Origin of the sequence: Paraburkholderia flagellata, assembly GCF_021390645.1 — a bacterium.
Lineage (GTDB): Bacteria > Pseudomonadota > Gammaproteobacteria > Burkholderiales > Burkholderiaceae > Paraburkholderia > Paraburkholderia flagellata.
In genome coordinates this window covers 1,550,007-1,576,474 of sequence record NZ_JAJEJT010000002.1, presented here as the reverse complement: position 1 = coordinate 1,576,474, position 26,468 = coordinate 1,550,007, and the positions used below count along the sequence as shown (strand labels likewise).

The 26,468-nt window shown below is 64.0% G+C and carries 24 protein-coding genes and 2 pseudogenes; 6 read left to right on the top strand and 20 right to left on the bottom strand.

From position 1 onward, the window contains the following. Positions 1–89: 89 nt before the first annotated feature. The 5 genes from L0U83_RS21360 to L0U83_RS21340 form a co-directional block, all read right to left on the bottom strand. Positions 90–1,358 (bottom strand): FAD-dependent oxidoreductase, encoded by a 1,269-nt coding sequence (locus tag L0U83_RS21360; RefSeq protein WP_233886057.1) that lies wholly within the window; start codon positions 1,356–1,358, stop codon positions 90–92. Next, complete coding sequence (locus tag L0U83_RS21355) at positions 1,355–1,624, bottom strand: (2Fe-2S)-binding protein (RefSeq protein WP_233886055.1); 270 nt, start codon at positions 1,622–1,624, stop codon at positions 1,355–1,357. The genes L0U83_RS21360 and L0U83_RS21355 overlap by 4 nt, the downstream gene beginning before the upstream one ends. After that, positions 1,617–2,774, bottom strand: a complete 1,158-nt coding sequence (locus L0U83_RS21350; RefSeq protein WP_233886597.1) for an NAD(P)/FAD-dependent oxidoreductase — start codon at positions 2,772–2,774, stop codon at positions 1,617–1,619. Before L0U83_RS21350 ends, L0U83_RS21355 begins: the two co-directional genes overlap by 8 nt. Then, a complete protein-coding gene (locus L0U83_RS21345; protein WP_308445065.1) occupies positions 2,774–3,733 on the bottom strand; it encodes a 4-hydroxyproline epimerase in 960 nt (319 codons plus the stop codon). The genes L0U83_RS21350 and L0U83_RS21345 overlap by 1 nt, the downstream gene beginning before the upstream one ends. A 118-nt stretch (positions 3,734–3,851) precedes the next feature. Further along, a complete protein-coding gene (locus L0U83_RS21340; RefSeq protein WP_233886053.1) occupies positions 3,852–4,559 on the bottom strand; it encodes a TetR/AcrR family transcriptional regulator in 708 nt (235 codons plus the stop codon). 53 nt (positions 4,560–4,612) lie between these two features. Between L0U83_RS21340 and shc the strand changes: the two genes are divergently transcribed. Continuing rightward, on the top strand, positions 4,613–6,661 hold the full coding sequence (shc, locus tag L0U83_RS21335) for a squalene--hopene cyclase (RefSeq protein WP_233886051.1): 2,049 nt from the start codon (positions 4,613–4,615) through the stop codon (positions 6,659–6,661). A 36-nt stretch (positions 6,662–6,697) separates the two neighbouring features. Here the strand turns inward: shc and L0U83_RS21330 are convergent, their stop codons facing one another. The 4 genes and pseudogenes from L0U83_RS21330 to L0U83_RS21315 form a co-directional block, all read right to left on the bottom strand. After that, positions 6,698–8,377, bottom strand: coding sequence for a purple acid phosphatase family protein (locus L0U83_RS21330; RefSeq protein WP_233886049.1), 1,680 nt, complete (start codon positions 8,375–8,377; stop codon positions 6,698–6,700). 332 nt (positions 8,378–8,709) lie between these two features. Next, positions 8,710–8,829: pseudogene (locus tag L0U83_RS41045) on the bottom strand (porin); the annotation flags it as partial. 37 nt (positions 8,830–8,866) lie between these two features. Then, complete coding sequence (locus L0U83_RS21320) at positions 8,867–9,253, bottom strand: hypothetical protein (protein ID WP_233886048.1); 387 nt, start codon at positions 9,251–9,253, stop codon at positions 8,867–8,869. Positions 9,254–9,261: 8 nt separating this feature from the next. Next, positions 9,262–10,329 carry a hypothetical protein gene (locus L0U83_RS21315; protein WP_233886046.1) on the bottom strand — a complete coding sequence of 356 codons (1,068 nt, stop codon included), beginning with the start codon at positions 10,327–10,329 and terminating at the stop codon, positions 9,262–9,264. Between the two features lie 243 nt (positions 10,330–10,572). On the opposite strand from L0U83_RS21315, the pseudogene L0U83_RS21310 reads away from it, so the two are divergent. Continuing rightward, positions 10,573–10,715 (top strand): annotated as a pseudogene (locus L0U83_RS21310) (IS5/IS1182 family transposase); the annotation flags it as partial. A 45-nt stretch (positions 10,716–10,760) separates the two neighbouring features. Here the strand turns inward: L0U83_RS21310 and L0U83_RS21305 are convergent. Then, positions 10,761–11,933 carry a porin gene (locus tag L0U83_RS21305; RefSeq protein WP_233886044.1) on the bottom strand — a complete coding sequence of 391 codons (1,173 nt, stop codon included), beginning with the start codon at positions 11,931–11,933 and terminating at the stop codon, positions 10,761–10,763. Between the two features lie 219 nt (positions 11,934–12,152). Further along, a complete protein-coding gene (locus L0U83_RS21300; RefSeq protein WP_233886042.1) occupies positions 12,153–12,368 on the bottom strand; it encodes a TOBE domain-containing protein in 216 nt (71 codons plus the stop codon). Positions 12,369–12,603: 235 nt separating this feature from the next. On the opposite strand from L0U83_RS21300, the gene L0U83_RS21295 reads away from it, so the two are divergent. Genes L0U83_RS21295 through L0U83_RS21285 form a run of 3 tightly spaced genes read left to right on the top strand, consistent with a single transcriptional unit; the run spans position 12,604 to position 17,347 of the window. Then, positions 12,604–15,516, top strand: coding sequence for a molybdopterin oxidoreductase family protein (locus tag L0U83_RS21295; protein WP_233886040.1), 2,913 nt, complete (start codon positions 12,604–12,606; stop codon positions 15,514–15,516). A 13-nt stretch (positions 15,517–15,529) separates the two neighbouring features. Then, entirely contained in the window at positions 15,530–16,396 is an 867-nt protein-coding gene (locus tag L0U83_RS21290; RefSeq protein ID WP_233886038.1) for a 4Fe-4S dicluster domain-containing protein, read from the top strand. Next, positions 16,397–17,347 carry a dimethyl sulfoxide reductase anchor subunit family protein gene (locus L0U83_RS21285; RefSeq protein WP_233886036.1) on the top strand — a complete coding sequence of 317 codons (951 nt, stop codon included), beginning with the start codon at positions 16,397–16,399 and terminating at the stop codon, positions 17,345–17,347. It abuts the gene before it with no gap. A 64-nt stretch (positions 17,348–17,411) separates the two neighbouring features. Here L0U83_RS21285 and L0U83_RS21280 read toward each other — a convergent pair whose 3' ends face one another. The 8 genes from L0U83_RS21280 to L0U83_RS21245 form a co-directional block, all read right to left on the bottom strand. After that, complete coding sequence (locus tag L0U83_RS21280; RefSeq protein ID WP_233886035.1) at positions 17,412–17,588, bottom strand: DUF1328 family protein; 177 nt, start codon at positions 17,586–17,588, stop codon at positions 17,412–17,414. 435 nt (positions 17,589–18,023) lie between these two features. Then, the gene (locus tag L0U83_RS21275; protein WP_233886034.1) at positions 18,024–18,320 is read right to left on the bottom strand and encodes a YciI family protein; all 297 of its coding nucleotides are present in this window, start codon (positions 18,318–18,320) and stop codon (positions 18,024–18,026) included. A gap of 12 nt (positions 18,321–18,332) precedes the next feature. Continuing rightward, positions 18,333–18,617 carry a muconolactone Delta-isomerase gene (catC, locus tag L0U83_RS21270; RefSeq protein WP_233886033.1) on the bottom strand — a complete coding sequence of 95 codons (285 nt, stop codon included), beginning with the start codon at positions 18,615–18,617 and terminating at the stop codon, positions 18,333–18,335. Positions 18,618–18,670: 53 nt separating this feature from the next. After that, positions 18,671–20,002, bottom strand: coding sequence for a short-chain fatty acid transporter (locus tag L0U83_RS21265; protein WP_233886032.1), 1,332 nt, complete (start codon positions 20,000–20,002; stop codon positions 18,671–18,673). A gap of 70 nt (positions 20,003–20,072) precedes the next feature. Next, positions 20,073–21,053, bottom strand: coding sequence for a 3-hydroxyacyl-CoA dehydrogenase (locus L0U83_RS21260; protein WP_233886031.1), 981 nt, complete (start codon positions 21,051–21,053; stop codon positions 20,073–20,075). Between the two features lie 2 nt (positions 21,054–21,055). Next, positions 21,056–21,757 (bottom strand): SDR family oxidoreductase, encoded by a 702-nt coding sequence (locus L0U83_RS21255; protein ID WP_233886030.1) that lies wholly within the window; start codon positions 21,755–21,757, stop codon positions 21,056–21,058. A 46-nt stretch (positions 21,758–21,803) separates the two neighbouring features. Beyond that, positions 21,804–22,856 carry a cyclase family protein gene (locus L0U83_RS21250; RefSeq protein WP_233886029.1) on the bottom strand — a complete coding sequence of 351 codons (1,053 nt, stop codon included), beginning with the start codon at positions 22,854–22,856 and terminating at the stop codon, positions 21,804–21,806. A gap of 73 nt (positions 22,857–22,929) precedes the next feature. Further along, positions 22,930–23,673 carry an IclR family transcriptional regulator gene (locus L0U83_RS21245; protein WP_233886027.1) on the bottom strand — a complete coding sequence of 248 codons (744 nt, stop codon included), beginning with the start codon at positions 23,671–23,673 and terminating at the stop codon, positions 22,930–22,932. 291 nt (positions 23,674–23,964) lie between these two features. Here L0U83_RS21245 and L0U83_RS21240 point away from each other — a divergent pair, with 291 nt between their 5' ends. Further along, positions 23,965–25,287, top strand: coding sequence for an MFS transporter (locus L0U83_RS21240; protein ID WP_233886025.1), 1,323 nt, complete (start codon positions 23,965–23,967; stop codon positions 25,285–25,287). A gap of 73 nt (positions 25,288–25,360) precedes the next feature. On the opposite strand, the gene L0U83_RS21235 is transcribed toward L0U83_RS21240, so the two are convergent. After that, positions 25,361–26,326, bottom strand: a complete 966-nt coding sequence (locus tag L0U83_RS21235; RefSeq protein ID WP_233886023.1) for a LysR family transcriptional regulator — start codon at positions 26,324–26,326, stop codon at positions 25,361–25,363. Between the last annotated feature and the right edge of the window lie 142 nt (positions 26,327–26,468).

The window sequence follows — 26,468 nt, the reverse complement described above, 5'->3', positions numbered from 1 at the left end:
GCGTGGCGCTTGGGGCGGGATCGGCGGGAAAGCACCATTGTGCCGATTTGCGCGCGCTCGCGCATCTGCAATAAAAAACGTGTGCGGCGCTATGGCGTCGTTTCTGCGTGCAGCAAGGTGTCGATTCGCGCGGGCGAGAAAGGCGGGCGCTGGCCGTTTTGCGGCCAGCCGAAGCAGAACGCCGCCGCCTCGCCGCAAATCTTGCCCTGGCAGGGACCCATGCCGCAGCGCGTCTGCAGCTTGGCGTCGCGCCACGACGCGTGGCGGGCAACGTCGTGATATGCGACATCCTCGCAACGGCAAAACACGGTGTCGGGCTGCGGGAGTGCGCGCAACGCGGGTGCCAGTTCGAATGCGGCGTGCAGGCGCACAGCGAAGCGGCGGTAACGCTCGCGCTCGGCGAACAGGCGCTGGGCGTTCGCGTTGTCCCCGAGCGCGGCATACGCCGCGATGCGGCCTTCCACCGCCGCGAGTTCCATGCCGCCCACACCCGTGCATTCGCCAGCCGCGTAAATGGCTTCCGTCGAGGTCTGTTGCCATTCGTTCACGGCGATGGCGGGAGCGTTTGCGTGGGTGCCCAACTCGCAACCCAGCGCCGCGCCGACGCCTGTATTGGGCACGAGGCCAAACGCGCAAGCGAGCCGGTCGCAATCGACGAGCATTTCGTCGTTGCCGCGCCGCACGCGCACCTGCGTCACGCGCGTTGTGCCGATTGCCTCGGTCACGTAGGCTTCGCACCAGTAAGGCGTGGCGCGCAGATCGAAGCGCATGCGCAGCGCCTGTGCGAGTTTCGCGGGCGTTTGCATGAGGCCTGCCGCGAAGCGGCGCACCGCTTGCGGTGGCGCCTGCTCGACGATTGCGGCGATCGTCGCGCCATGCTGACGTGCGGTCACGGCGGCGGCCCAGAGCAGCGGCCCGCTACCCGTGATGACGATACGCTCCCCGCGCACGGGCATGCCACCCTTGATGAGCGCCTGCAAGCCTCCCGCGCCCGTGACGCCCGGCAAGGTCCAGCCGGGATAGGGCAGGAAGCGTTCGCGCGCGCCTGAGGCGATGATGAGCTTGTCGTAAGCGAGCGTGAGCGCCCGGTCGGGGCTTTCCGCGAGCAGTTGCCGCTCCGGCAGCGTTTGCACGATGCGGGTTCCGCTTAGCAGCGTGACGTTCGCGCGTGCGGCGAGGGCATCGAGCACGGCGCGCGCGGGGCCCGTGGCGCGATGGCCGGGACCCTGACGCCAGATCTGGCCGCCAGGCAGCGCATTGTCATCGACGATGCCTACGCATGCGCCCGCCTGCGCCGCGATACGCGCGGAGTTCAATCCGGCCGGTCCCGCGCCAATGATCAGGATATCGAACTTCATGGCGCTGCATTCCCGGTGACGACATTCATGTCCGCGACGCAAACCGTCTGGCATGCAAGCCGATGGGGCACGCCGTCGATGGTGACGCGGCATTCCTGGCAAATGCCCATGCCGCACACCGGCCCGCGCAGCGCGCCGCTCACCGAACGCCGCGTGATGGGGGCGGCATTATTTGCGGCAACGGTGATGGCGGCTGCAACCGAACTGCCCTGCGCGACGGCCACTTTGCGGCCATCGACCGTCAACGTCGTATTGGATTCAGACATGCACGGCCCCCTGGGCAGCGAAGCGCGCGGGGAGATACGGCGTCGCGTCGATGGCGGCGGCGCGTCCAAGCATTTGCGCGGCAATCAGTTTCGCAGTGCCGAGCGCCGTGGTGACGCCCAGGCCCTCGTGTCCGGTGGCGAGCCACGTGGACGGATGGTTGTCGTCATCGGCGAACGAGGCAGCGGGGCCGATCAGCGGCATGCCGTCGCTCGACGCCGGGCGAAAGCCCGTCCATGCGCGAATCGCGTTCAGCGTGGGCAATTGCGGCAGATATTCGGCGGCGCGGCGCAGCATGCGCGCGAGAATCGCAGGCTCGATGGCAGGGTCCGTGTTGTCGAACTGGCGCGACGAGCCGATCAGCAATTGTCCGGTTGGCCGCGGCTGCACGTTGAATGCGACCGAGGTGCCGCTCGCGTTGTGCGCGCTCTTGATATAGCCGAGTTCGAGAATCTGATGGCGAATCGTGCCGGGATAGCGGTCGGTAATGAGCAGGTGTCCCTTCTTGGCCTGCAGCGGCAGGCGCGGCAGCAAATCGAGCGCCTGCAGGCCATTCGCGACCAGGACCGCGCCCGCGCCAATGACCTCGCCATCGGCGAGATGCACACCCGCGCGGTCGATGCGCGCGACTTGCGTTCGGGTGCGGCAGGTTACGCGGCCGCTAACCGGTTGTTCCAGCAACCATGCCGCAACAGCAGGCGCGTAAACGACGGCGTCGTTGTCGACGATCATGCCGCCTACGAGGTCATTGCGCAGACCCGGTTCCGCTTCGCGCAACTGGTGCGCGTCGAGCATCGAGCAGGCCACGCCCTGGTGTTGCAGCGCCTGCTGGCGTGCTTGCGCGAGCGCGAGTTCCTCGTCGTCGGCGGCGACCCAGAGTGTGCCGCAGCGCAAGAACGCATGGCGTTCGTCGAGGCGCGGCGCGAGCGCGTGCCACAGAGCGAGCGACCACGCGCTCAGTGCGAACTCGGCAGGCGTGTCGTCCATCACGACGAGGTGACCCATGCCAGCAGCCGTCACGCCGCCGCCCACGCCCGCGCGCTCGATGACGAGTACGTTCAGACCGTGCGCGGCGAGTTCGTGCGCGCACGCCGCGCCCACGATGCCCGCGCCGATCACGACGACATCGTGTTGACCGCTCGAACCTTGCATCACGCGGGAATGCCCCACGCGAACGGATCGTCGTCGGCGAAAATCAGTTTGGACTCCGCGCTAATATGCGCGCTACCGCGTATGCTCGGGCGCACATGGCCCGCGGGGAGTTCAGGCGCGGTTTCATAGCTCGCCTCGAATACGCTGCCGATGATGCTTTCCTGCCGCCACTGCGCGCCGGGAGCGAGCGTGCCGTCTGCGGCGAGGCACGCGACCTTCGCGCTCGTGCCGGTGCCGCACGGCGAACGGTCGTAGGCCTTGCCGGGACACAGCACGAAATTGCGGCTGTCGATGCCCGCGACGTCGGAGTGCGCGAAGAGTTCGATATGGTCGATCAACGCACCATTCGCGCCGGTAATGCCGTTCGCCTCGAGCGCCTGGCGCATCGCCCAAGTGGCTTCGGTGAGCGCTTCGACGTTGCCCGCTTCGAGCGTGAGGTTGTGATCGGCTACGAGGAAGAACCAGTTGCCGCCCCAGGCGATGTCGCCATGCACGCGGCCGTAGCCTGGCACGTCGAGCGGCACCGCCTCGCGGTAGCGATACGCGGGCACGTTGTGCACGGTGACGCTGCCGTCGGCGTGCAGTTCGGCTTCGACGTTGCCCACGGGCGTTTCGATGCGATGCACGCCGGGCGCGATGCGCCCGAGATGCGCGAGCGACGCGATGAGGCCGATGGTGCCGTGCCCACACATGCCGAGAAAGCCGACGTTGTTGAAGAAGATCACGCCAGCGGAGCAGGACGGATCATGCGGCTCGCAAAGCAGCGCGCCGACCATCACGTCCGAGCCGCGCGGCTCGTTGACGACGCCCGCGCGCACGCGGTCGAAGTCGCGACGGAAAACGGCGAGGCGTTCGGCGAGCGGGCCGTGGCCCAGCTCGGGGCCGCCTGCGATCACGAGGCGCGTGGGCTCGCCGCCGGTGTGGGAGTCGATAACGGTCAGGGTTTTCATGCCGACAATCGTAGGTCGCGCCATTTTGGGCGTCTTGCTCGAACGGCCCTTGCGCGGTGACGATTTCGGCATAGTGCGCCGCGCGTGAATGCGCGGCGGTCAGGGTGTTCCCTGACGCATGCTTTCTTTAGTCTTTCACAAGCACCAGTTGCTCCAGCTGACGCACCACCTCGGCGCGCAGGCGCGGCGGCATGTTCTGGTAGCCGAGCAGGTCGGAGATCCACAGGCCGTCTGCGGCGAGCCGGCAGATCATGAGGCGGGCGGCGGCTTCGAGCGGCAGCGGGTCAGGGCGCGTCCACTTGCGCATGGGCGCGGCGTAGCGCTCGCGAATCGCGGGGTCGGTCATCATCGCGGCCACCAGCACGCGCAGCACGTTGGTGCTGGCGGCGGGGCTCGTTTCGTCGATCGTCGTGTGCAGGTAGGCGCGCGCGGCGGCGCCGGATTTGGGCGCGCCTTGCGCTACGCCTTCTTCGATGCGCGTATGCATCTGCTGTTCGAATCGGGTCAGCGTCTGCTCGAAGAGCGCATCGAGCAAGCCCTGCTTGTTGGCGAAGTGATATTGCAGCGCGCCCTTGGTCACGCCCGCGCGTTCGGCTACGGCGTCGAGCGTGACGGCGGGCACGCCTTGATCGGTGGCGATATCGGAAGCCGCCTGCAGCAATTGCGCGCGCACCTGGACTGGGGCCTTCTTGCGGCGCGTGCCGGCGGCCGGCGCTGCTTCGTTGGGTGGGGAAGAGGGCTTCGAGGTCGCCGGAGCAGAGGGAGCCGCTGCGTCAGCCGCCTTCGCGCCGCGCCTTGTCGCGCGCGCGGGCGCCTTGACGGAGGAGTCTTTCATGGCGGCGATCATACCATTGCAGGCTTCGCGGCTAAACATTCCGTACGGATGGTATGATCCGCCGCATGCAAAATTCCAGCCCACCTTTTACCGCGTCGGCAGCCGCCAAGGCCGCGCTCGACGCCTCGATCATTCGCGGCCGCGAGGCGCTCGTGCGGCAGCAGGATGCCGATGGAAGCTGGTGCTTCGAGCTTGAGTCGGACGCCACGATCACCGCCGAATACATCCTCATGATGCATTTCATGGGCAAGATCGACGGGGTGCGTCAGGAGAAGATGGCGCGCTATCTGCGCGCCATTCAGCGTTTGCAAACGCACGGCGCTTGGGACCTCTACGTGGATGGCGCGCCCGATGTCTCGTGCAGCGTGAAGGCGTATTTCGCGCTGAAGGCGGCGGGCGATTCGGCGAGTGCACCGCACATGGTGCGCGCGCGTGAGACCATTTTGAAGCTCGGCGGCGCGGCGAAGTCGAATGTGTTCACGCGCATTCTGCTCGCCACTTTCGAACAGGTGCCGTGGCGCGCCACGCCGTTCATGCCGATCGAATTCGTGCTGTTCCCGAAGTGGGTGCCCATTTCGATGTACAAGGTCGCCTACTGGGCGCGCACGACCATGGTGCCGCTGCTCGCGCTCTGTTCGCTGAAGGCGCGCGCGGCCAACCCGCATGATGTATCGATTGCCGAGCTGTTCGTCACGCCGCCCGATGAAGAGCACGAATATTTTGCGCGCGGCAAGGGTGTGCGCCGGCTGTTTCTCGCGGCTGACCGGGCGCTGCGCCATATCGAACCGCTGCTGCCGCGTGCGTTGCGCCAGCGCGCAATGAAGCATGCCGAGGCCTGGTGCGCCGAGCGCATGAACGGCGAGGACGGCATGGGCGGCATCTTTCCGCCGATCGTCTATAGCTACCAGATGATGCAGGTGCTTGGGTATCCTGAAGATCATCCGCTGCGCCGCGATTGCGAGAATGCACTGGAAAAGCTGCTCGTCGAGCGCCCGGACGGCAGCGTGTATTGCCAGCCGTGCCTCTCGCCGGTTTGGGACACGGCGTGGAGCACGATGGCGCTCGAGCAGGCGCGTACGGTCGTGCCCGCCGATGCGGCGTCGGCAGCGATAACCGACCAGGAACTGCAGCAGCGCATTGCGCGCGCATACGACTGGCTCGCCGCCCGCCAGGTGGACGACGTGCGCGGCGACTGGATCGAGAACGCGCAGCCGGACACGCCGGTTGGCGGTTGGGCCTTTCAGTATGAGAACCCGTACTATCCCGACATCGATGACACGGCCGTGGTCGTTGCCATGCTCCACCGCCGCGGCCGCGGGGAGGCCCGCAAAACGGGCGTGGACCCCTACGCGGCACGCGTGACGCGAGCGCTCGACTGGATGCGCGGCCTGCAATCGCGCAACGGCGGCTTCGCCGCCTTCGACGCCGATTGCGACCGCCTCTATCTGAACGCGATTCCCTTCGCGGACCACGGCGCATTGCTCGACCCGCCGACGGAAGACGTATCGGGCCGTGTGCTCCTGTGCTTCGGCGTGACGGGCCGCGCCGAGGACAAGGCGGCGCTCGCGCGCGCCATCGAGTACGTGAAGGCCACTCAGCAAGCGGACGGCAGCTGGTGGGGCCGCTGGGGCACCAACTACATTTATGGCACGTGGAGCGTGCTGGCGGGCCTCGCGCTCGCGGGCGAGGACCCACGGCAGCCGTACATCGCACGCGCGCTCGCGTGGCTGCGCGCGCGTCAGCACGCGGACGGCGGCTGGGGCGAAACCAACGACAGTTATATCGACCCGCGCCTTGCCGGCACCAATGGTGGCGAAAGCACGTCGAATTTCACCGCGTGGGCACTGCTCGCGCAAATGGCGTTCGGTGATTGGGAATCCGAATCGGTGCGGCGCGGCGTGGCGTATCTGCTATCCGTGCAGCAGGAAGACGGGTTCTGGTGGCATCGCTCGCATAATGCGCCGGGGTTCCCGCGCATTTACTACCTCAAGTATCACGGGTACACCGCGTATTTTCCGTTGTGGGCGCTGGCGCGTTACCGGCGCCTCGCGGGCAGTGCCGTCGAGGTGCGCGAAGTGGAAGAGGCAGTGCTCGCAGACTGAAGTCGACGCGAGGCGCAAGCGCCCCGCGTTCTTGGCTTACCGCGACTTCGCCAGTGTTATCGTTTCGAACAACTCATAATTCGCGGTCGGCGTCTGATCGGCGCCGGGCGCGTGGTAGTAGTTCATCGTGATCGTCGTCTTGCCACCGTGCGTGCCGGGATCGACGTCGAACACCGCAATGCCATAGCCCGTGCCCGTATCGCGCTGCGCCGACCAGATCGCATCTTCGAGCGCATCCGCCGTGGGGCGCGCGAAGGTGCCTGCGGTCGTGCCCGGCACCGGGTGGTTCGGCTTCGTGAAGACCTGAGCCTGCGGATTGCCGTTGCCGGCGTCGACGCCATACACATCGAGCGGCGCGCTCGTGCCGCCGCCGCCCAGGATCAGGTGGATCGTGCCGTGGCTCGTGTCGAAGGTATTGCCCGTGCCCTGGGCATGCGTGACAGGACGCGGCTGTAGCGTGTCGACGCTCACGCCGGTCTTCGCATCGACGCCCGCGTGATGATTGCAGCCGCGCACCGGGTAGCTGCGCTCGTAGTCGTGATCGTGGCCGCACACCACGAGATCCACGCCATAGCGGTCGAAGAGGGGCAACCACGCTTCGCGAATGCCCTTGTCCGAGCCATTCCCGGTTTTCGACGAACTGAGCGCGTCCTGGTGCATCTGCACCACGATCCAGTCGATATCGTCGTCGTTCTTCGCCTCTTTCAGGGTCTGCTCGAGCCAGCGCGTCTGCACGCCATTGCTGTAGCCGCGCACGTAGAACGACGAGCCGGGCTGAATGGGCGCGTTGCCCGTGCTCGCGGCGGGGACGAGCGGCGAGGGGCCGGCCACGAAGGCCGCGGCGTCCTGATAGACCACGTCGTCGGCGTCGAGTGAGACGAACAGCACGTTGCTCACGCGGAAGCTGTACCAGCGGCCCGGAAAATGCGTGCCGTTATCGGGCAGCGTATAGCGCGTGAGATACGAATTCAGACCCTGCGGACCGTTGTAGAACTCGATCTCGTGATTGCCGGGGCACGGCATCCACGGACGGTTCGCCGACGAAGTCTGGTTGTTGTTGCCGAAGTCGCGCCACACGTCGGTCTGGTGTGCGGGATTCAGGTTCGCGTAGCAGAGGTCGCCATTGAGCAGATGAAAGAGCGGCTGGAATCGCTCCACGGCTTCCACTGCGAAGCGGCTTTGCGGCGACGAAAGCACCCAGCCCGTGTTCGGCGTGGCGAGGTCGCCGTAGCTCGTGAAGCGAAACGGTGCGCGAGCGCGCGGCGCGGTGGCGAAGCTCGCACTGAACGGGCTGCTCGCGCGGCTGTCGTTATCGGCGGTGACTTCGTAGCGGTAGGTCGTGGCCGGCTCAAGCGCGCGCAGCCGTGCGTGATACGTGAACACGACGACGCCCGTGAGCCCGTCGGTGTAAGTGCGCTGAACGGCGTGCACCGTCTCGCGTTTGCCGCGATCGGCGCTGTAGATCACGCGCGGATTCGTGGAGGACGCGAGCGATGCCCACGACACGACGACTTCGCGCGTCGGGTCTTCGCCCCAGGTGAGGTGGATCTGCTCGGGCGTGCCATCGGGCGTGGTGGCGTCGGCCTTCGCGCTGCCCCCAAAGGCGCTGGCCGCGCTCGCAAAGCCGGACGCGCCGGCAAGCTTGAGGAAGCCGCGGCGCGAGACACTGGCGCCGCTTTCGGTGGGTGCATTCTCGGGGATGTCTTTTTTCGTCATGTCGTCTCGCCTCGGGAGCGGAAGGCGAAGCCTGCGCTAGCGGACTTGCATGACTGACGCGCGCGGGCGCAAGCATCGCAGGGTGAGTGTCTGCGCAACGATGGCGCGCTTGCATGACCTCGCGATGACACTGCCCTTTTTTATGCAGCACGGCGGGCCGCGCTTCTCTCGCGCGGTCCGCTGTTGGTTTGTGTTTAGCCGTTAAGCATGAGCTTAGAACTTCAGGCGCATCCCTGCTGCGACGACCGCCTGGGTATTGCTGGACGAAGCCGCGAGGTTATATTAGGCGCCGCCGAGGCTCGTAACGGTTGTTCACTTCGAAGTTATTGAACGTCGTTGTTGAGATTGTTGTTGTCGAACGGGTGCATCGCGATGTTGCCGCCGAACCTGGAGCCCGTGGCCGACATGGGTGCGATCATGTCCACTAGCGCGTCGTGCTGGCGCCCGACTCGGGAGTCGCCGGAGAAGGCGGACGCAAGACGCCGACCCTCATGTGCCGGCTTTGGAAATTCCGCCCGAATCAGGCGATTCCATCGCAATTTCTATTGAATCGAACTCGACAATTATCTCGGCTCCGCACGTTGAAAAGAGGCGCGCAATTTTGCCGGGTTGACTATCGGTCCATCGTTGGGCTTTGGCTAGTATCTGCTGTGCCTTCTCATATTGCGAGGTGCCGGGATTTAGCACCTCAATCCTGTACACGATGTTTTGCAGGCCAAAGTCCTGCAGAGCACAACGATTCATCCCGATGAATGACACAAGCGCGCGCTGCTCTTGTAGATACAAGCCAAGCATTAATGTTTCGCTTTCTTTGGAGACGTGGATAGTGTCTAGATACCAATCGTGGAATTGGTTGAATGCTTTTAAGTCACTCATGTCTTTTCCTAGTACGGAAGTAATGAAACGGGATTGCCAAGGTCGCGGATTCTTCCGTCCCAATTGTGGGCATGGGGAATGCCGAATCCGTGATCATGGTCGAAATCCAAATCTGAGGCAGCGTTGCCATTTGCGTCGTAGAACCGTATTTGTCCGCTACCTGATGGATTCTCAACCCATGTATTAGGCGGACCACCCTCGATTGGCATTCCCGCCAGGTTTTCGTCATCGCCCTCCGGGATATCGGGCTGATAGTTGAACGGTTGCGCATTGCCAAGCGGGATTGAACCGTCGCCGCTATCATCAAACAAATCCGCTTCGTCGGCGTCGCCTTCGCTGTCAGAATCATCACCGCCGCCGAGCAAAGCACGCGCCGCCGCCTCAACGAAGCCGAGCAAGCCAAAACCATCTTCAGCCCTGGCCGCAACCCCAAGGTCAGGCAAGGGATCACGCGTAGCGCCAACGCCCCCAGCGGACGCGTTCAGTGAGGGAAGTTCGCCGTTGGCTCGCTGGAGTGCCTGAAATTCACCGTAACTTATGACTTTTGGCTGATACGCGGTACCGCCGCCGCCCGTCGCGGGGCAGCGCTGCGGCTCGGGATCGGGCTGTGCCACGCGCGGCAGGCCCCGATATTCGCGGTTGATTACCGGCACAAGCCGACCGGATGCGACTGCGTCGCATAGTAGTTTCCGCACCCCCGCGTTATCGGTCGGAAGGTTCCAGTGCGCCAGTTTCAACCGGTCGCGGACAAACGTCTGAACCTCGCGTAGTGCCTTTTCCCCGGTAATCGTACGCAAGTCCCAGTTCGGGTGGAAATGACGGGTAAAGGCCGCCCGGTCTTCCGTGAGTTGCCTGAGCCGGTCCTTTTCCCACAACTCGCCTTCGTCCACTTCGCTAAGGGGCGGCGCATTCCACGAAAAGGAGTAGCGGTCCCGCCCCGCTTTTGGGTAAAGCCAGCGTGCCGACAGATCCCGGTAGCCGCGCCCAAAACATGTCAGATCGTAATACTGCGGTCCCGGAATTAGTGTGCATTGCCATCCAGTTTCAAGCGGTACGTATAGCGTGTTCCACTTCATAAGTTACCTGTCCTGTTTTCGGATTTTCAGCGTACTCCGCGTTTGCGTGAAAATCTGCAAAACAAGGTCTGGATGTTGAGCACCCGCAAGTGTGTTCCTTCTCCGATGCAACGTCGGCCCCGGCGGCGCGCGTTTGCTGTGTCTCGGCACGTCGCCGCCGACCATAAGGATGCGCGGCGACTCAATACTCACAAGTCGATGGTGCTAGTTTTTTAAAACTCTCATGGCCATACGCGGGGATATTTGATGCTTACGGGCGCCAACCGGCACGATTCGATGGCATTCGAGTTCACGCTCGATGCCGTCGAGTCGTGCCGGACTGGAATGGGAAGCCCCGCAAACGTCCGGGAAAACAGAATGCGGACAAGGGTTATGACTTTGCCCGCATCCATCATCTGTTCACGTTTCGTTGATGACTTGCGTTAGCGAGCTTAGAACTTCAGGCGCATCCCTGCTGCGACGACTGCCTGGGTATTGCTGGACGAAGCCGCGAGGTTATAGATCGACGCATTGCCGAGCACCGGAATGCCTTGCGCACCGGAAACGCGCTGATACACGCCCTCCAGATACACGTCGGTACGGCGGCTCAACGCATAGTCGGCCTGCAGCATGAACTGGTTCCAGTGCGGCGACGCGTTCCCCTCTGCGCGGCTGACCGAGCCGTCCGTATACGTATAGGCGCCGCCCAGGCTCAGTTGCGGCGTGAGCGCGTAACGGCCATTCACTTCGAAGTTATTGAACGTCAGATAGTCGGCGTCGAACGCATTGAGCGAGCCGCCCTGGGCGATTTGCGTGGGTTCGTTGACCATCGTGCGCGTGAACACGAGGCCCACCTTCGCAGGTCCAATCGTATAGCTGCCGCCCGCGCCGAGCGTGCGGGTGCGCGCGGCCACGAACATCGGATCGTTGTCGGTGCCGCTGCCGGCGCTCAGCGCGCCGTTCGTGGTCGAGCCGGGCTCGTTGCCCTGGAAGTACGCGACAGCCAGGTTGATCGGGCCGCCGTTCCACGAAGCGCCCATCGTGTAGGCGTTATTGTTCGAGAAGCCGCCGCCCTGGTTGCTGAACGCGTAGGCGCCTTCCACCTGGAAGCCCGCGTAGGTCGCGCTGCGGAACTTGACGGCGTTGTTCATGCGCACGTCGTTGTTGAGGTTGTCGTTATCGAACGGGTGCATCGCGAGGTTGCCGCCGAAGCCGGAGCCCGTGGCCGACATCGGCGCGATCATGTCCACGAGCGCGTCGTACTGGCGCCCGAGCGTGAGCGTGCCGTACTGGTCGCTGCCAAGCCCCACCCACGCTTGCCGGCCGAACATGTAGCCGCCGTTGGAGCCCTTGCCGTTGACGACCGAGAAGCCGTTCTCGAGGTCGAAGATCGCCTTGAGCCCGCCGCCCAGGTCTTCCGTGCCGCGCAGGCCCCAGCGGCTCGTGCTCACGTTGCCAGACTGCATGCCCCACGTCGAGCCATGCCCCGTGGATGACTTCTGATTGCTGACATAGTCGAGGCCCGCATCGACCGTGCCGTAGAGCGTGACGCTGCTTTGTGCGTGAGCGCTCGTGCAGGCGGCGGCCGCCGCGAGCGCGAGGAGGTTCAACAACGCTTTTTTCATTTCGGTTCCGTAGAGAAGGAAGAATCTTCGTGTGTGGCGGAACCGGAAATTTAGGCGCGGGCGATTACGCAAACGTGTCGAAAATGGCCCTTAAAATGAAACTTCGTTTAGGTTTTTGATACCTTCAGTTCACGGGAAACGCGGGGCTCGAGGCTATGGTGGACAAATCAACCAAAGATCGGAAGGCCGATGCGGTAAGCGGCCACTCGAAAGGGCGCGTCAAGGTGCCGCAAGCCTGACGTCAGCGGATTTGACGATGGCAACGACCGTCGCGCCAGCTTTCAGGCCGAGCTGGTCCAGAATCCGGGTTTCGATGACCGAGGTGAAGATGCCCGCCGCCGTGGCGACATCGACCTCCGAATGCTCCTCGCCTCTGATGATTCCGACGATCCGGCCGGGGAACTGGTTGCGAATGCGGCTTGTGGGTGTATCCATGATTCGCAAACGTATAGGTTCGGGGTGGCAAAGGGCTGGACCATACGCGCTGCGCGGCTCTCGGGATATCGGGGTTTCCCACAGCGGGGTAAGCTTATCGAAACTATCGGATTTCGTGATGACTGGTATCCGGAATGCAAAGTTGAGTAGTCAATCATATAGGCCTACCATTTCTAGCGCATAGATGGCGTGTGGCGGCTCCCGGACACCCGTCAGTCGTAAATGGAGGCCTTTAGTGGACCACGGCGCTCGAACTCAAGACGAAAAGCTGGAAATCAAGACCACGACCTGCTACATGTGCGCGTGCCGCTGCGGCATTCGCGTGCATCTGCGTGAAGGGGAAGTCCGTTATATCGACGGCAACCCGGAACATCCCTTGAACCAGGGGGTGATCTGCGCGAAAGGTTCGTCGGGGATCATGAAGCAGTATTCGCCGGCCCGCCTCACGCAGCCGCTCATGCGCAAGCAGGGCGCCGAGCGCGGCGAAGCGCAGTTCGAGCCCGTGTCGTGGGACGTGGCGCTCGAAACGATCGAAAAGCGCCTCGCCCATCTGCGGGCAACCGACCCCAAAAAGTTCGCGCTTTTCACCGGCCGCGACCAGATGCAGGCGCTCACGGGCCTTTTCGCCAAGCAGTTCGGCACGCCCAACTACGCCGCCCACGGCGGCTTTTGCTCCGCGAACATGGCCGCGGGCATGATTTACACCATGGGCGGTTCGTTCTGGGAGTTCGGCGGCCCGGACCTCGACCGCGCCAAACTCTTCATCATGATCGGCACGGCGGAGGATCACCACTCCAATCCGCTCAAGATCGCCCTTTCGAAGTTCAAGCGCGCGGGCGGCCGCTTCATTGCGATCAACCCGATCCGCACCGGTTACGCGGCCATTGCCGACGAATGGGTGCCGATTCGTCCCGGCACGGACGGCGCGCTGTTCATGGCGCTGATCCACGAACTGATCGAGGCCGACGCGTACGATCACGAATTCGTCAAACGCTTCACCAACGCGGGCGAATTGCTGGACATGCGCGAGCAGAGCGACACGTTCGGCCTGTTCGTGAAGGACGCGAGTCTGCCCGAGGGCAATCCGCTGTTCCCGCAAAACCATCTGTGGTGGGACGAGAACACCGGCCGTGCCGTGCAGCATCACGCGCCCGGCGCACAGCCCGCGCTCGACGGCCGCTACGTGCTGGACGACGGCACGCCGGTCGCGCCGTCATTTGCGCTGTTGCGAGAGCGCTTCAAGGATACGACGCCCGAATGGGCGCAGGAAATCACCGGGATCGCGGCCGAGACGATCCGCCGCCTCGCGCGCGAGATGGCGCAAACGGCGCGCGATCACAAGATCACGCTGCCGATCCCATGGACGGACGCCTGGGGCGTAAAGCACGAAAGCGTGACGGGCAACCCCATCGCTTTTCACGCCATGCGGGGGCTCGCCGCGCATTCGAACGGCTTTCAGTCGATCCGCGCGCTCGCCGTGCTGATGTCGCTGCTCGGCACGATCGACCGCCCAGGCGGCTTCCGTCACAAGTCGCCGTATCCGCGTGCGGTGCCGCCATCGGCCAAGCCGCCAAGCAGTCCGAACGATGTCAAGCCGAACACGCCGCTGCCGTCTGGGCCGCTCGGCTGGCCCGCGGCGCCCAGCGATCTCTTCATCGACGAAGCGGGCGAGCCGGTGCGCATCGACAAAGCGTTCTCGTGGGAATATCCGCTCGCGGTGCACGGCCTGATGCACAACGTCATCACGAACGCGTGGCGAGGCGACCCGTACCCCATCGACACCTTGCTGATCTTCATGGCCAACATGGCGTGGAACTCGTCGATGAACACGAGCGAGGTCCGCAAGATGCTGACCGACCGCGGGCCGGATGGCGAGTACAAGATTCCGTTCCTCGTGGTGTGCGACGCGTTCCAGTCGGAAATGACGGCATTCGCCGATCTGATCCTGCCCGACACGACCTACCTGGAGCGGCACGACGCGATGTCGATGCTCGACCGGCCGATTTCGGAATTCGACGGGCCGGTGGATTCCGTGCGCGTGCCGGTGCTCGAGCGCACCGGCGAGTGCCGCCCGTTCCAGGAAGTGCTCGTCGAGTTGGGCAGCCGCCTGAAGCTGCCGGCATTCACGACGGCCGAAGGCGGGCGCAAGTTCAAGGACTATCCAGACTTCATCGTCAACTTCCAGACCGCGCCTGATTCCGGCGTTGGTTTTCTGATTGGCTGGCGCGGCAAGGATGGCGACAAGGCGCTCGTGGGCGAGCCCAATCCGCGCCAGTGGGAGGAATACGCGAAGAATAACTGCGTGTTCCATTACACGCTGCCCGAAGAGCTTCAGTACATGCGCGGCATGAATGGGCCCTACCTGCAATTCGCCGTGGAGAAAGGATTCCGGAAATTCGCAGAACCCATCCTTATCCAGCTCTATTCGGATGTCATGCAGAAGTTTCGTCTCGCCGCACAGGGCAAGACGGATGCGCGCCAGCCGCCCGAGCATTTGCGCGCGCGTGTCGAGCGCTATTTCGATCCGCTGCCTTTCTGGTATGCGCCGCTGGAACTTGCGGCAACCGATCTCGAACGCTACCCGCTCGCGGCCGTGACGCAGCGCCCCATGGCGATGTATCACTCGTGGGATTCGCAAAACGCGTGGCTGCGGCAGATTCACGGCGAGAACTACCTGTATGTGAATCCGCGTATGGCGCAGGAAAACGGCATCGAGGACGGCGGATGGATCTACGTTGAATCGCAGTGGGGCAAGGTGCGCTGCATGGCGCGCTACAGCGAGGCAGTCGAGCCCGGCACGGTGTGGACGTGGAACGCCATCGGCAAGGCCGCGGGCGCATGGAATCTTGGCCCGGACGCCAATGAGTCGCAACGCGGCTTCCTGCTCAATCACCTGATTACCGAAGAACTGCCTTTCGGTGATGGCCGGCGCGTTTCGAACTCGGATCCGGTGACGGGACAGGCCGCGTGGTACGACGTGCGCGTGCGCATCTATCCTGCTGAGGCCGATGCCGACCACACGCTGCCGCAGTTCGCGCCGATGCAGCCGCTGCCTGGCTCGACCGGCACGGTTGAGCGGATTCAGGCGTATTTCGCGGGCGGCGGCAAGTTCGCCGCGCGTCTGCGCAATGTTGTGACACGCAAGTAAGGAGGACCCCGAAATGACGCAAATGGCGTTGGTGATCGACCTGAACGTCTGTGTGGGGTGCCACGCGTGCGTGACGAGTTGCAAGGAATGGAATACCTCGGGGCAGGCGGGGAGCCTTTCGGACGTGCGCCCGTACGACGCGGATCCGTCCGGCACCTTCTTCAACCGCGTGCAAACCTATGAAGCCGGGGAGTTCCCGAATTCGGACACCATTCACTTTCCGAAATCGTGTCTGCACTGTGAAGACCCGCCGTGCGTGCCGGTCTGCCCCACAGGCGCAAGCTTCAAGCGCAAGGAAGACGGGCTCGTGCTCGTCGACTACGACAAGTGCATTGGCTGCAAGTATTGCTCCTGGGCCTGCCCTTATGGCGCACGCGAACTGGACGAAGAGCGCAAGGAGATGACCAAGTGCACGCTGTGCGCGGACCGCATCTATAACGAGGCGCTGCCCGAGCGCGACCGCAAGCCCGCTTGCGTGCTCGCGTGCCCGACTTCAGCGCGCATTTTCGGCGACATTCACGACCCCGAGTCGGATGCGTCGAAGGCGATTCAGGCGCGTGGCGGCTATCAGTTGATGCCGGAGTGGGGCACGAAGCCATCGAATCACTATCTGCCGCGCGTGAAGACCGAAGGCAGTTGTGGCAGCGGTTCGTGCGGGTGCAGCGGTGGCGCATCGGCGGCGTCGCCCGCGAGCATGCTCGATGCTGGCGAGCCGATCAACCTCGCGAGCCTGGCGATCCGGCGCGGCACACCGGCGATGTCGCGCGACAAGCGGCTCGATGATCAGGTGGACTCGGGCAAGCTCAATCTGGCCGCTTTCGCAACGCGAGTGAAGTCGCTGTTCGGGCGTGTTCGGCCCGCCGCGACGCAGGAGATTTGAATGAGACCCGCATTTTCCGTCGTTTTCCTGACCACGCTTTCGGGTGCGGGGCAAGGTCTGTTGATCGCACTGTTCGGCGTAGAACTGCTCACGCAGTTGCATCCCGAATGGGCGCCGTTGCAGGCAGTGCCGCGGCAGTTCTATATCTGCGGCGCGGGGCTCGCGGTTGTGCTCGGCGCGCTGGGGCTCCTCGCTTCGGTGTTCCATCTTGGTCATCCTGAGCGTGCGTGGCGCGCCATCGCCATGTGGCGCACCTCGTGGCTCTCGCGCGAGTGTCTCGCGCTCCCCTTGTTTCTTGGCACGACGTTCCTGTACGGACTGGCGCACTGGATGAACTCACCCTGGTCGCTCGCCATCGGTGCGATTGCGACCATTGCGAGTTTGGGCCTCTTTGCCTGCACGGCAATGATTTATGCTTGCCTGCGCTTCCTTCAGGAGTGGGCAACGCCGCTCACGCTGGTGAACTTCGTCCTGCTTGGCTGTGCTTCAGGCTTCACGATTGCGACCGCGTGCGCGGCCTGGCTGGCCCCCGATATCGTGCCGGCACTTGGGCTCGCCGCGTGTGTGCTGATCGTTGCGGGCTGCGTCAGCCGTGTGGCGACACTCGCACGCAACGACCGGTTGCGCCCGCGCTCGACGCTGCAAAGCGCCACGGGCATCCAGGCCAGCAAGGTCAGGCAGATTTCGCGCGGCTTTACGGCAAGCGCCTTTAATTTGCGCGAGTTCTTTCACGGCCAGTCCGATACGACGATGCAATGGGTGAAGTGGGGGTTTATCGTGGCTGCGTTTCTGGTGCCGCTGGCGCTGGTCGCGCAAGCACTGCATTCGCTGTCCGCGACCTTGCTCCTCGCGGCATGCGTCATCCAGTACGCGGGCCTCGTCGCGGAGCGCTGGTTCTTCTTCGCGCAGGCGCGACATCCGCAGAACCTTTATTATCAGCGCGCGGCCTGAAAAGGCCAAGGGCATCGGAGCCGTCGCGCCCCGGTGCCCTTGATTGACGTCTCTGCCGTTCTGCTCAATCGACTATTTTCTTTGTGACCACGAAGCCGATCACAAGGAAGACCACGCACAGCACCACGAAAATAAAGAACAGGATCTTGGCGATGGCGGCCGCCCCGGCCGCGATGCCTGTGAAGCCTAACAAGGCCGCGATCACGGCCACCACGGCGAAGAACAGGGCCAGCTTGAGCATGATCGATTTCCTTCTTGCATTGCGGCGCTGCCTCGCGGGCCGCGCCGATCTGTGGATCGAAGCCGCACCTGCCCCGCAATCGACGTGCCTGGCATGCACGGTTTTATCGCCCCGGAAACGGCGCGAACGCGAGAGTTCGCGCGATGCGAACGCGGTTCAATGGAATCTGCATCAATTGGAATTCACGTCAGGCGAGGGCGCGAAGATTGCCGTATGCCGCGGCGAAGAGGCAGGCGCTTTCGCGAAATCTCACTCGGTGTGGTGAAGATTTCACGCGCAATTGAGTTGACGTAGAAGAAATGGCGTTGGGACAAAAGAAAAACGGCCCGGCGTGTGGAGGCACACGCCGGGCCAAAACGGCGCCGCACAGGGGAGCACGGCACCGTCGAGGGTTGATAGCGAACCGAACGTTCGCGAAGAATTTGCGCGTTGCGCTTACAGGTAGGATGTTCCGTCGATATAGGCCTTGCGCCAGCGAACGATCTTCACGCTCTCGAACAATCCGGCATGCGTGAACGGATCCTGCGCGATGAAGCGCTCGGCTTCCTCGCGGGTTTCGAGGTCGACGATATAAATGCCGCCGCCCGCGCTGCTGCCGTCGTCGTTGAGTTTCGCGCCGCAGGCTAGCAACAGCGCCTTGTTGCGCGCGAGAAATTCCAGATGCACGTCGCGCTCGCGCGCCCGCACCTCGGCGTGGCCGGGCTTGTCGAACGTTTCGATTAGAAAGGGCATGGCGCGCTCCTCTTAATTGGGCACGATGGCCGACGGATGCTGGGCCAGTGGCGTCACGCTGATCTTCATGAATGGAAAGAGCGGCAGCGCGGAAAGCAGCGTATGGAGTTCGTCGTTTGATTCGACATCGAACACGCTGTAATTCGCGTATTCGCCGGCCACGCGCCACAGATGGCGCCATTTGCCTTCTCGTTGCAGCTTCTGCGAAAACGCTTTTTCGTCGGCCTTCAGGGCGTCGGCGAAGGCGGCGTCGGTGCCGTGCGGAATCTGCACCTGCATGTGCACGAGATACAGCATGAATGGTCTCCGTTAAAGGTATGGGTTCAGGGGAGGATGCGAATCGACTCCAGTCAGCCCCAGGCGAGAATCGCAACCGAATAGACGATGCCGATCCAGAACATCATGATGACTGTGTAGCCCATGATGTCCTTGAGTTTGAGCTTCGAGAGCGCGAGGGCCGGCAGGATCCAGAACGGCTGCACGAGGTCGTTCCATGCGTTGCCGAGCATCACGGCCGTCGACGTATGGCCCACGGAGGCGCCGATCGTCTTCGCTGCCTCGATCATGAACGGGCCCTGAATGACCCAGTGGCCGCCGCCAGAGGGCGCGAAGAAGTTGATGACGAATGAACTGATCAAGCCCCAGAACGGCAGCGTGCCCGGTGTGGCGACCTTTACGAACGCTTCGGAGAACGTATTGACGAGACCCGAAGACGCCATGATCGCCATGATGCCGGCGTAGAACGGGTACTGCAGAATGATGCCGCTGATCGTACGAATGCCTTCGTTGAGCTTCTCCACATAGCGGATCGGCGTGCCGAGCAGCAGGATGCCGAGAAACAGAATGAAGAAGTTGATGAGGTTCAGGTCGATCGAGCCGCCCTGCACGAAGTGCAGCGCGACATAGCCCATGCCGATCAGGCCGATCACATAGCTCAGGATGCGGCTGTTGTTCAGGCGATTGGCGAGCGTGTTGCCTTCGTCGAGATCCACGCCGAGTGCGGCCGCCTTCTGCTGCTTTTCTTCCTGGGCGCGGTCGATCTCCTTGATCGGCTGACCAGGCTTGGGGTGCAGCCATGCGTTCAGGAGCGGCAGCGTGATGATGGTCACGAGGCTCGTGATGAGCATGGTGGGCGAGAAAATCGTATCGGAGAGCGGAATGACGCCCATCTGCGCTTCGAGCGGATGCCCCTTCGTGGAGATCAGCACGGGAATGCTCGCCGAAAGCCCGAGGCCGTAGAGCGTGAAGCCGCTATAGGCCGAAGCGATGATGAGCGGATAGTGCACGCCTTTCACACGCAGCGCGAGCTTGCGCGCGACGACGCCGCCGACCACGAGGCCGAAGCCCCAGTTCAGATAGCTGCCGATGCCGCCCACCAGCGTCGCGACGATGATCGCCATGCGTGGATCGTTCACACGTGCCACCAGGCGGTTCAGAAAGCGGTCGGTGAGCGGTGCCGTTGCGAGCACGTAGCCCATCGCGAGAATCACCGCCATTTGCGTGGTGAACGCGAGGAGCGCCCAGAAGCCCTTGCCCCAGCTCGTGGTGAGGGCGGTGACGGCTTGCCCTTGCACGATCACGGCAAGCGCCATCGTCAGCAGCGTGAGGCCGATCGCGAACACGAATGGATCGGGCAAATACCGGCGCATCAGCTCGGTAAAGAAAGCGGTGACTTTCTGCATGGAGGTGTCTCTATCTGAATCGTAATAGTTGTCGGGTCTCTTCGGCTCTTGGCGCGCGGGTTCGGCGCGCTTATGAGTCGTCGTGGCTTCGGGTCTTGCGATGGCGGGCGAGATGCATGAGCTGGCGGTCGCGCCAGCCCACACGGTCGTCCCATTGATCGAGCGACAGCGCTGCGCGTCTTGCTGCCTCGACTTGCGCGACGAGTTCAGGCGTCCACGGGTCGTGCTGACCGCGTTCGGCGCCCATGCGTGCGTACGATGGGCCCATCTTCTGCGCATGCGAGGCGATGCCGCCGCGCGTGTTCAGATCGACGGTCTCGAACGGGCCGATCACCGACCAGCGCGGGCCGAGGCCTTCGCGCATCACGGTGTCGATGTCTTCCACCGACGCCACGCCGTCGCGCACGAGGCAATACGCCTCGCGCAGCACGGCGCCTTGCAGGCGGTTGAAGATGAAGCCTTCCACTTCGTGCTTCACGCGCACGGGCTTCATGCCCGCTTCGGCGTAGAGCGCGATCGCGCGCGCAGCCGCCGCTTCGGATGTGAACGGCGCGGGCACGACCTCGATCACGGGCACGAGGTAGGGCGGATTGCCGGGATGGGCGACGAGGCAGCGCGCGCGCCCTGGCAGCGTTTCGTCCACGAATTTCGACGCCGCGAGAAACGACGAAGCACTTGCGAGTATCGCTTCGGCTGGCGCGGCGCGGTCGAGCTGCGCGAAGATCTCGCGCTTGAGTTCGGCTCGCTCGGGCGCGCATTCCTGCACGAGATCGGCTTCGGCCGCAGCGGCTTCGAGCGAATCGACGATCGCGACCCGCGCGGCGATCTCGTGCGCGCTTTCGTCGAGCAGGCCGTGTTGTGTGAGATCGCCGAGACGCGATGCAATCTCTTCAGGCGCTGCGGCGCGGCGCGCAGCGTCGGGATCGTAGAGACGCACGCGCCAGCCGGCCCGCGCGAAGCAAATCGCGAACGCCACGCCAATGCTGCCCGCGCCGACAATGCCGGCGCGTCGCGGTTGGCATGCTTGCGTCGGCATTTCGAGGGCCGTCATCGTCAAACCCCTGCGACGCCAACGGTCATGCCGCCGCACACGTAGAGCACCTGGCCGGTCACGAAGCCGCTGCGCGCATCGAGCAGATAGGAAGCCGCGTGCGCGACATCGTCGGGCGTGCCTACGCGCTTCACGGGTACGGCATTGATGATTGCTTCCGTGCGCGGCGCGCCGGGCGGATTGGCGCGGTCGAACAGCTCGGTGCGGATGGGGCCCGGGCCAATGGCGTTCGCGGTTACGCCGAACGCGCCCAGTTCGAGCGCCCACACGCGCGTCATGCCGATCAGCGCCGCCTTGGTGGCCGAATAGGCCGTGCGCAACTCCTTGCCGAGCGCGGCGCGCGACGACATGTTGACGATGCGCCCAAAGCCCGCGGCCTTCATGCCGGGCAACAGCGCCTGCATGCACTGCTGGGCGCAGCGCACGTTGAGGGCCCATGCGCGTTCGAGTTCTTCGAGCGACTGGTGCTCGGCGTCGTTGGGCACGACCACGCCCACGTTGTTGATGAGGCGCGTGATCGGGCCGGCTTCCAGCGCGCGAGCGAGTGCGGCCGCCGTCGCCTGGGTGTCGGAGAGGTCGGCGATGATGCCGTCGCCCACGCGGTCGATGACGACGGGCTCGTAACCGTCGGCCTCGCAGCGCGCGGCGCATGCGGCGCCGATGCCAGCGGCGCCGCCAGTAATCAGGACTCTTTCTTTAGCCATGTTTTCTCGGGAATTCGGATAAAACAAAGGATTGCGAATTAGTTCGTCAAACTGTTGCGACCGGCGTGACGGGCGACCCCATCGCGCCCGGCAACCGCAGCGGCGGCGCGGTGAGCATGAAGCGTGAGCGCTCGTGCGCGCGCAGCCACAACGCGAGATCGCGCAAATACCAAAGCTCGCCCAGCGGCAGGCCGAGCTTGAAGAGGCAGTGGTGATGCAGCGGCATGAGCGGGTGGTCGCCCGGCGCGGCCGGCGCTCGTGCGGGATATCGTTCGACGGCGTAATTGTCGGCGGCGAGCGCGGCGATGCCCGAGTCGGTGATCCACTGCAGCAGGCGCTCGTCGCGTCCGTCGAGTGCGCTGCAGTGGCTCGACAAAACGGCTTCGTCGGGCTGGCGGTTCATTTCGAGCACCATCTCGGCGAAGCCTGTGCGCAGCACGAGCATGTCGCCGCGCTCGACTTCGACGCCGTCCGCCTCGATCACGTGCATCAAATCGTCGTAGCCCACGGTGCGAAACTCGCGGCCAAAATGCGCGGCGAAATCGATCAGCACGCCGCGGCCTTGCATTCCCTTCACGGCAAGGTGCTCGATGCCGAGCACTTCGGCGTGGCTGTGTTCGCCGCCGCAGGCGTGGGGCGCGAAGTTGTCCTCCGCGCGATATTCCATCGGGCCGACCACGTCCACGTTCGCGCGATAGCCGTTGTAGTAGACGCTCTCGGCCACGCCGTCACCGTTGGCGTCGAAGCGCGCGCCCACGTGCGCGAGCGAATCCCACTGCGTGGAGTATTGCAGCGAGAGCAGCACCTGATCGTCGCTCACCACGTCGGTTGCGCCCGTCTCGTTGCGCGCGAACGGGAAGTTCACGTAGGGCAGGCCGTCGCGGAAGGTGGGACGCAGCACCGGCGGATGGCGGCGCACGTTGAGCTTGCTGTCACCCGGAAAGTCGAGCGGCAGCGAGAGCGTGAACGTGAGACCCGCGCGAATTTCTTGCGCGCCCTTGAGCACCTGCTCCGCGCCGATGAGATTGGGGCGGCCCAATTGATCGTCGGGACCGAAGTCGCCCCAGTTCGAGCCTTCCGGCCGGTTCTTCCAACGCATGCTTTGACCTCCACTTCAGGAATTCCGCGCTTGGCGCATCGCTACATTCAGTGCCCGAGACGTTTGACGTGTCTCAGGCGGCGAGGAGCGTTGGCGGGATTTGCGCGTACACCTCGAGCAGCGCTTTCACGGCGTTCTGCTCGTTATTGAGAAGGCGCGCCTTGGGCGCGCCGATGACGAGCGCAAACGCCTCGCCGTGAATCAGGAAACCGCGCGCGAGGCCGGCTACGTCCTCCACGCTCTCGCCCGTCGAGCGATGCCAGCCGTCTGTCACGCCCTGCTCGACGTCAAGTTCGAACGCGGCGCGGTCGATCACCGCGCCACTGGCCGAGTGCAACTCCGGTTCGAAGCTGTCGAGCAGTTTGGTGCGCGCGGCCGGGGCGAGCGCGCCGAGCAGTGCCTTGCCCGCAGCGCTCGCGATGGTCATGAAGCCGCCCGGCTCGTCGCTATAGCGAATCTTCTGGCGCGACTCCATCACGTCGAGATAGACCACGCGGTTGCCCGCAAGCGTGGCGAGCGCGGCGGTTTCGCCGGTGGCGTCGCGCAACGCGGAAAGCAACGGCTGAAACATCAGCGTGAGCGGGTCCTCGCTGCAGATGTCACGCGCGACGTGCAGCAAGCGCTGCGTGGGGTAATAGCCCGCCTTCACGCCCGGCGCGTACAGATAGCCTTTGGCCACCATCGTCTGCAACAGCGCGTGGCAGCTCGACAGCGGGATCTCGGTTCGACGCGCAATCTCGCTGTAGATCATCGGTTGCCGGACTTCGGCAAAGAGGTTGATCACGTCGAAGACGCGCACTGCAGTTTTCACATCCATGAGAGTATTATCGGCATACCGATAACAGCCTGACAATACGGTTACGGGTAAACACCTAAATCGTCGCAACCGCGGCCCGGTCGGGCGGCGGTCGAATTGAGGGTTATCCCTTGGTTGACGCTAACGAACGACCGTTTCATAGTCCGCACCTTCCGGCACTTTGTTCGTTAAATGAAAGGTAGTTCGTAAAGCGAACGTTATCGCAAGCCACTTTCGAATCGGACAGAGCCCGGGAAACGGCGCGTTTCGCTTTGGAAACCGCCGCTCGAAATCGAAATCTGGAGACGTCTTTTGGCAGCAACTTCCCTCGACACCCAGCATCGCCAGGCTCGCAAGGCGGGCATCGCTTCGTTCGTCGGCACGACGATCGAGTGGTACGACTTTTACGCGTACAGCACCGCGGCCGCGCTCGTGCTCGGCAAGCTCTTTTTCCCTTCGACGAATGCGCTGATCGGCACGCTGGCCGCCTTCGCCTCGTTCTGGGTTGGCTTTCTCGCGCGCCCGATTGGCGGCATCGTGTTCGGCCACCTCGGCGACAAGGTGGGCCGCAAGAAAACGCTGATCGTCACGCTCATGCTGATGGGCGGCTGCACCACGCTCATGGGCCTGTTGCCCACCTACAACCAGGTGGGCGTGCTCGCGCCGGTGCTGCTCATCCTGCTGCGTCTCACGCAGGGTATTGCCATGGGCGGCGAATGGGGCGGTGCGGTCGTGCTTTCCTCGGAACATGCGCCCAAGGGCAAGGAAATTTTCTATTCCGCGTTCGCGCAGCAGGGCTCGCCTGCGGGCAATCTGCTCGCCACGGTCGCGTTTCTCGTGATTTCCATGCTGCCCGATCACCAGTTCATGACCTGGGGCTGGCGTGTGCCGTTCCTGATGTCGGCGGCGCTGGTGGCCGTCGGGCTCTTTATTCGCATGAGCGTGGACGAGTCGCCCGCCATGAAGGAACTGCAGGCGAAGAACAAGGTGGCGAAGCTGCCGATCGCCGAAGTGCTGCGCCATCACAAGGGGCTCGTCGCGATGGGCGTGGGTGCCTGCGTGATCGCGCTCTCGGCCACCTACTTCAAGACCACGTTCGCGCTTTCGTGGGCCGTGACCTCGATCGGCTTCGACCGCACGCAGTTCTTGAGCGTCATCACGTTCGCGATTGTCGTGCAGTTGATCGTGCAACCGTTCGGCGCGGTGCTCGCCACGAAGATGGACCTCAAGAAAGCGATCATCTACATGCTCGTGCCCGAGATCGTTGCGCTGCCTCTCATGTTCTCGATGATCGCCACCGGCTCGACGAAGCTCGCGATGATCGGCATGGCGCTCGCCTCGATTCCGCATTCGCTCTACTACGCGGCCATGGCGGGCATGCTGGCGAAGGCTTTCCCCGCGCAGGTGCGCTACACCGGCATTTCGCTCGCTTATCAGATTTGCGGCATGGTGTTCGCGGGCACGACGCCGATTCTCGGCCAGTATCTGCTGAGCGCCACGGGCAGCATTCTTTCAGTGGTGGCGCTGGGCGTGGTGCATGTGCTGATCACGCTGGTTTGCGCGCTGATGCTGGTGACGCGCATGCAGGGCGAAGGCACGCTGGAGGCGCAGCGTGCGGTGACGGAGCGGGTTTGATCTGCTGAATACTTGCGATGCATGGCAAACGGGGCGCGGGCGATTGGGTCTGCGCCCCGTTTGCGTTCAGCGCTCACCCCCGCGCCTTCTCCGACTCCTGATACAACTCGCGCAGCGACTGCCCAAACGTCGCATCGACATCGCGCAGCACGCCTGCGCGCGTGAACAAGGCAACCGGCGGCAGCGTCCAGTCGAGCGTGTACGGCACGATGGCCACGCCCGCGAAGTGCACGAGTTCCTCGGCAATATCGGCGGGCACGATCGACACGGCGTTCTCGTTCGTGCTGATCATCTCGCCGATCAGCCGCGACGTGTAGCTCTCCACGATCGGCACGGGCGGCGCCACGCCCGCATGCAGGAACAAGTCGGAAATCTGCTCGCGGATAGGCGTGTGCGGCGCGCCCAGTATCCAGTCCAGTTCGACCAGCTTTTCCCAGTCGAGCTTGCCGCGCGCCAGGCGCGCCGCGAGCCGCCGGCTCGCGATGAGCCGCGGCTTTTGCTGATGCAGCACCTCGAAGCGCAACTGCGAGACATCGACAGCAGAAGACGCGCGTCCGATCACGATATCGAGCGTATGGTCGCGAAGCTGCGGCAGGAGCGCGTCGCTCGTGCCTTCGTGAATCGTCATGGTGACGCGTTGCGGCAGCCGTGACTGCGTGAGGCGAATGGCCGCGGCAAGCGTGCGTCCCGAGATGAACGGAATCACGCCCACGTGCACGCGCGTGGCGTGCCCGGCCACCACGGCTTCGATGTCGCGCGCGAGGTGGTCTAGGTCGTGCAGCATGGCCTGGGCGCGCGCGAGCACCACGTTGCCGAGCGCCGTGGGCGTCATGCCGCGCGGCGTGCGGTCGAAGAGCGGCGCGCCGAACATGCTCTCCATTTCAGCCAGCGCGTTGGTGACGGCGGGCTGGCTCGTCGCCATGTGTTCCGCCACGCGCGTGAGCGAGCCGTGCTGGCGGATCTGCAGGAGCAGGACCAGATGGCGCATTTTCAGGCGCGTATTCAACCGCCTCGTCACGTCGTCAATGCTGAAAGACACGATTCCCCAGGGTATTACGAAAAAATGATGGCCCCATACTAAATCAAAATGGACACGTTATGAGGGCTCTCTAGAATCGCCTCATTCGAACACGCCAGGCCGCGCCAGCCCCGATCCAGGTTGGCCGGCGCGAGCCGGGCCC

Excerpts from the sequence above, each read along its gene's own strand:
- L0U83_RS21255 (WP_233886030.1), bottom strand. The coding sequence starts at position 21,757 with ATGGCTAAAGAAAGAGTCCTGATTACTGGCGGCGCCGCTGGCATCGGC.
- L0U83_RS21360 (WP_233886057.1), bottom strand. The coding sequence starts at position 1,358 with ATGAAGTTCGATATCCTGATCATTGGCGCGGGACCGGCCGGATTGAAC.
- L0U83_RS21285 (WP_233886036.1), top strand. The coding sequence starts at position 16,397 with ATGAGACCCGCATTTTCCGTCGTTTTCCTGACCACGCTTTCGGGTGCG.
- L0U83_RS21355 (WP_233886055.1), bottom strand. The coding sequence starts at position 1,624 with ATGTCTGAATCCAATACGACGTTGACGGTCGATGGCCGCAAAGTGGCC.
- L0U83_RS21265 (WP_233886032.1), bottom strand. The coding sequence starts at position 20,002 with ATGCAGAAAGTCACCGCTTTCTTTACCGAGCTGATGCGCCGGTATTTG.
- shc (WP_233886051.1), top strand. The coding sequence starts at position 4,613 with ATGATCCGCCGCATGCAAAATTCCAGCCCACCTTTTACCGCGTCGGCA.
- catC (WP_233886033.1), bottom strand. The coding sequence starts at position 18,617 with ATGCTGTATCTCGTGCACATGCAGGTGCAGATTCCGCACGGCACCGAC.
- L0U83_RS21300 (WP_233886042.1), bottom strand. The coding sequence starts at position 12,368 with ATGGATACACCCACAAGCCGCATTCGCAACCAGTTCCCCGGCCGGATC.
- L0U83_RS21290 (WP_233886038.1), top strand. The coding sequence starts at position 15,530 with ATGACGCAAATGGCGTTGGTGATCGACCTGAACGTCTGTGTGGGGTGC.
- L0U83_RS21320 (WP_233886048.1), bottom strand. The coding sequence starts at position 9,253 with ATGAGTGACTTAAAAGCATTCAACCAATTCCACGATTGGTATCTAGAC.
- L0U83_RS21330 (WP_233886049.1), bottom strand. The coding sequence starts at position 8,377 with ATGACGAAAAAAGACATCCCCGAGAATGCACCCACCGAAAGCGGCGCC.
- L0U83_RS21305 (WP_233886044.1), bottom strand. The coding sequence starts at position 11,933 with ATGAAAAAAGCGTTGTTGAACCTCCTCGCGCTCGCGGCGGCCGCCGCC.
- L0U83_RS21350 (WP_233886597.1), bottom strand. The coding sequence starts at position 2,774 with ATGCAAGGTTCGAGCGGTCAACACGATGTCGTCGTGATCGGCGCGGGC.
- L0U83_RS21250 (WP_233886029.1), bottom strand. The coding sequence starts at position 22,856 with ATGCGTTGGAAGAACCGGCCGGAAGGCTCGAACTGGGGCGACTTCGGT.
- L0U83_RS21315 (WP_233886046.1), bottom strand. The coding sequence starts at position 10,329 with ATGAAGTGGAACACGCTATACGTACCGCTTGAAACTGGATGGCAATGC.
- L0U83_RS21340 (WP_233886053.1), bottom strand. The coding sequence starts at position 4,559 with ATGAAAGACTCCTCCGTCAAGGCGCCCGCGCGCGCGACAAGGCGCGGC.
- L0U83_RS21260 (WP_233886031.1), bottom strand. The coding sequence starts at position 21,053 with ATGACGGCCCTCGAAATGCCGACGCAAGCATGCCAACCGCGACGCGCC.
- L0U83_RS21280 (WP_233886035.1), bottom strand. The coding sequence starts at position 17,588 with ATGCTCAAGCTGGCCCTGTTCTTCGCCGTGGTGGCCGTGATCGCGGCC.
- L0U83_RS21245 (WP_233886027.1), bottom strand. The coding sequence starts at position 23,673 with ATGGATGTGAAAACTGCAGTGCGCGTCTTCGACGTGATCAACCTCTTT.
- L0U83_RS21275 (WP_233886034.1), bottom strand. The coding sequence starts at position 18,320 with ATGCCCTTTCTAATCGAAACGTTCGACAAGCCCGGCCACGCCGAGGTG.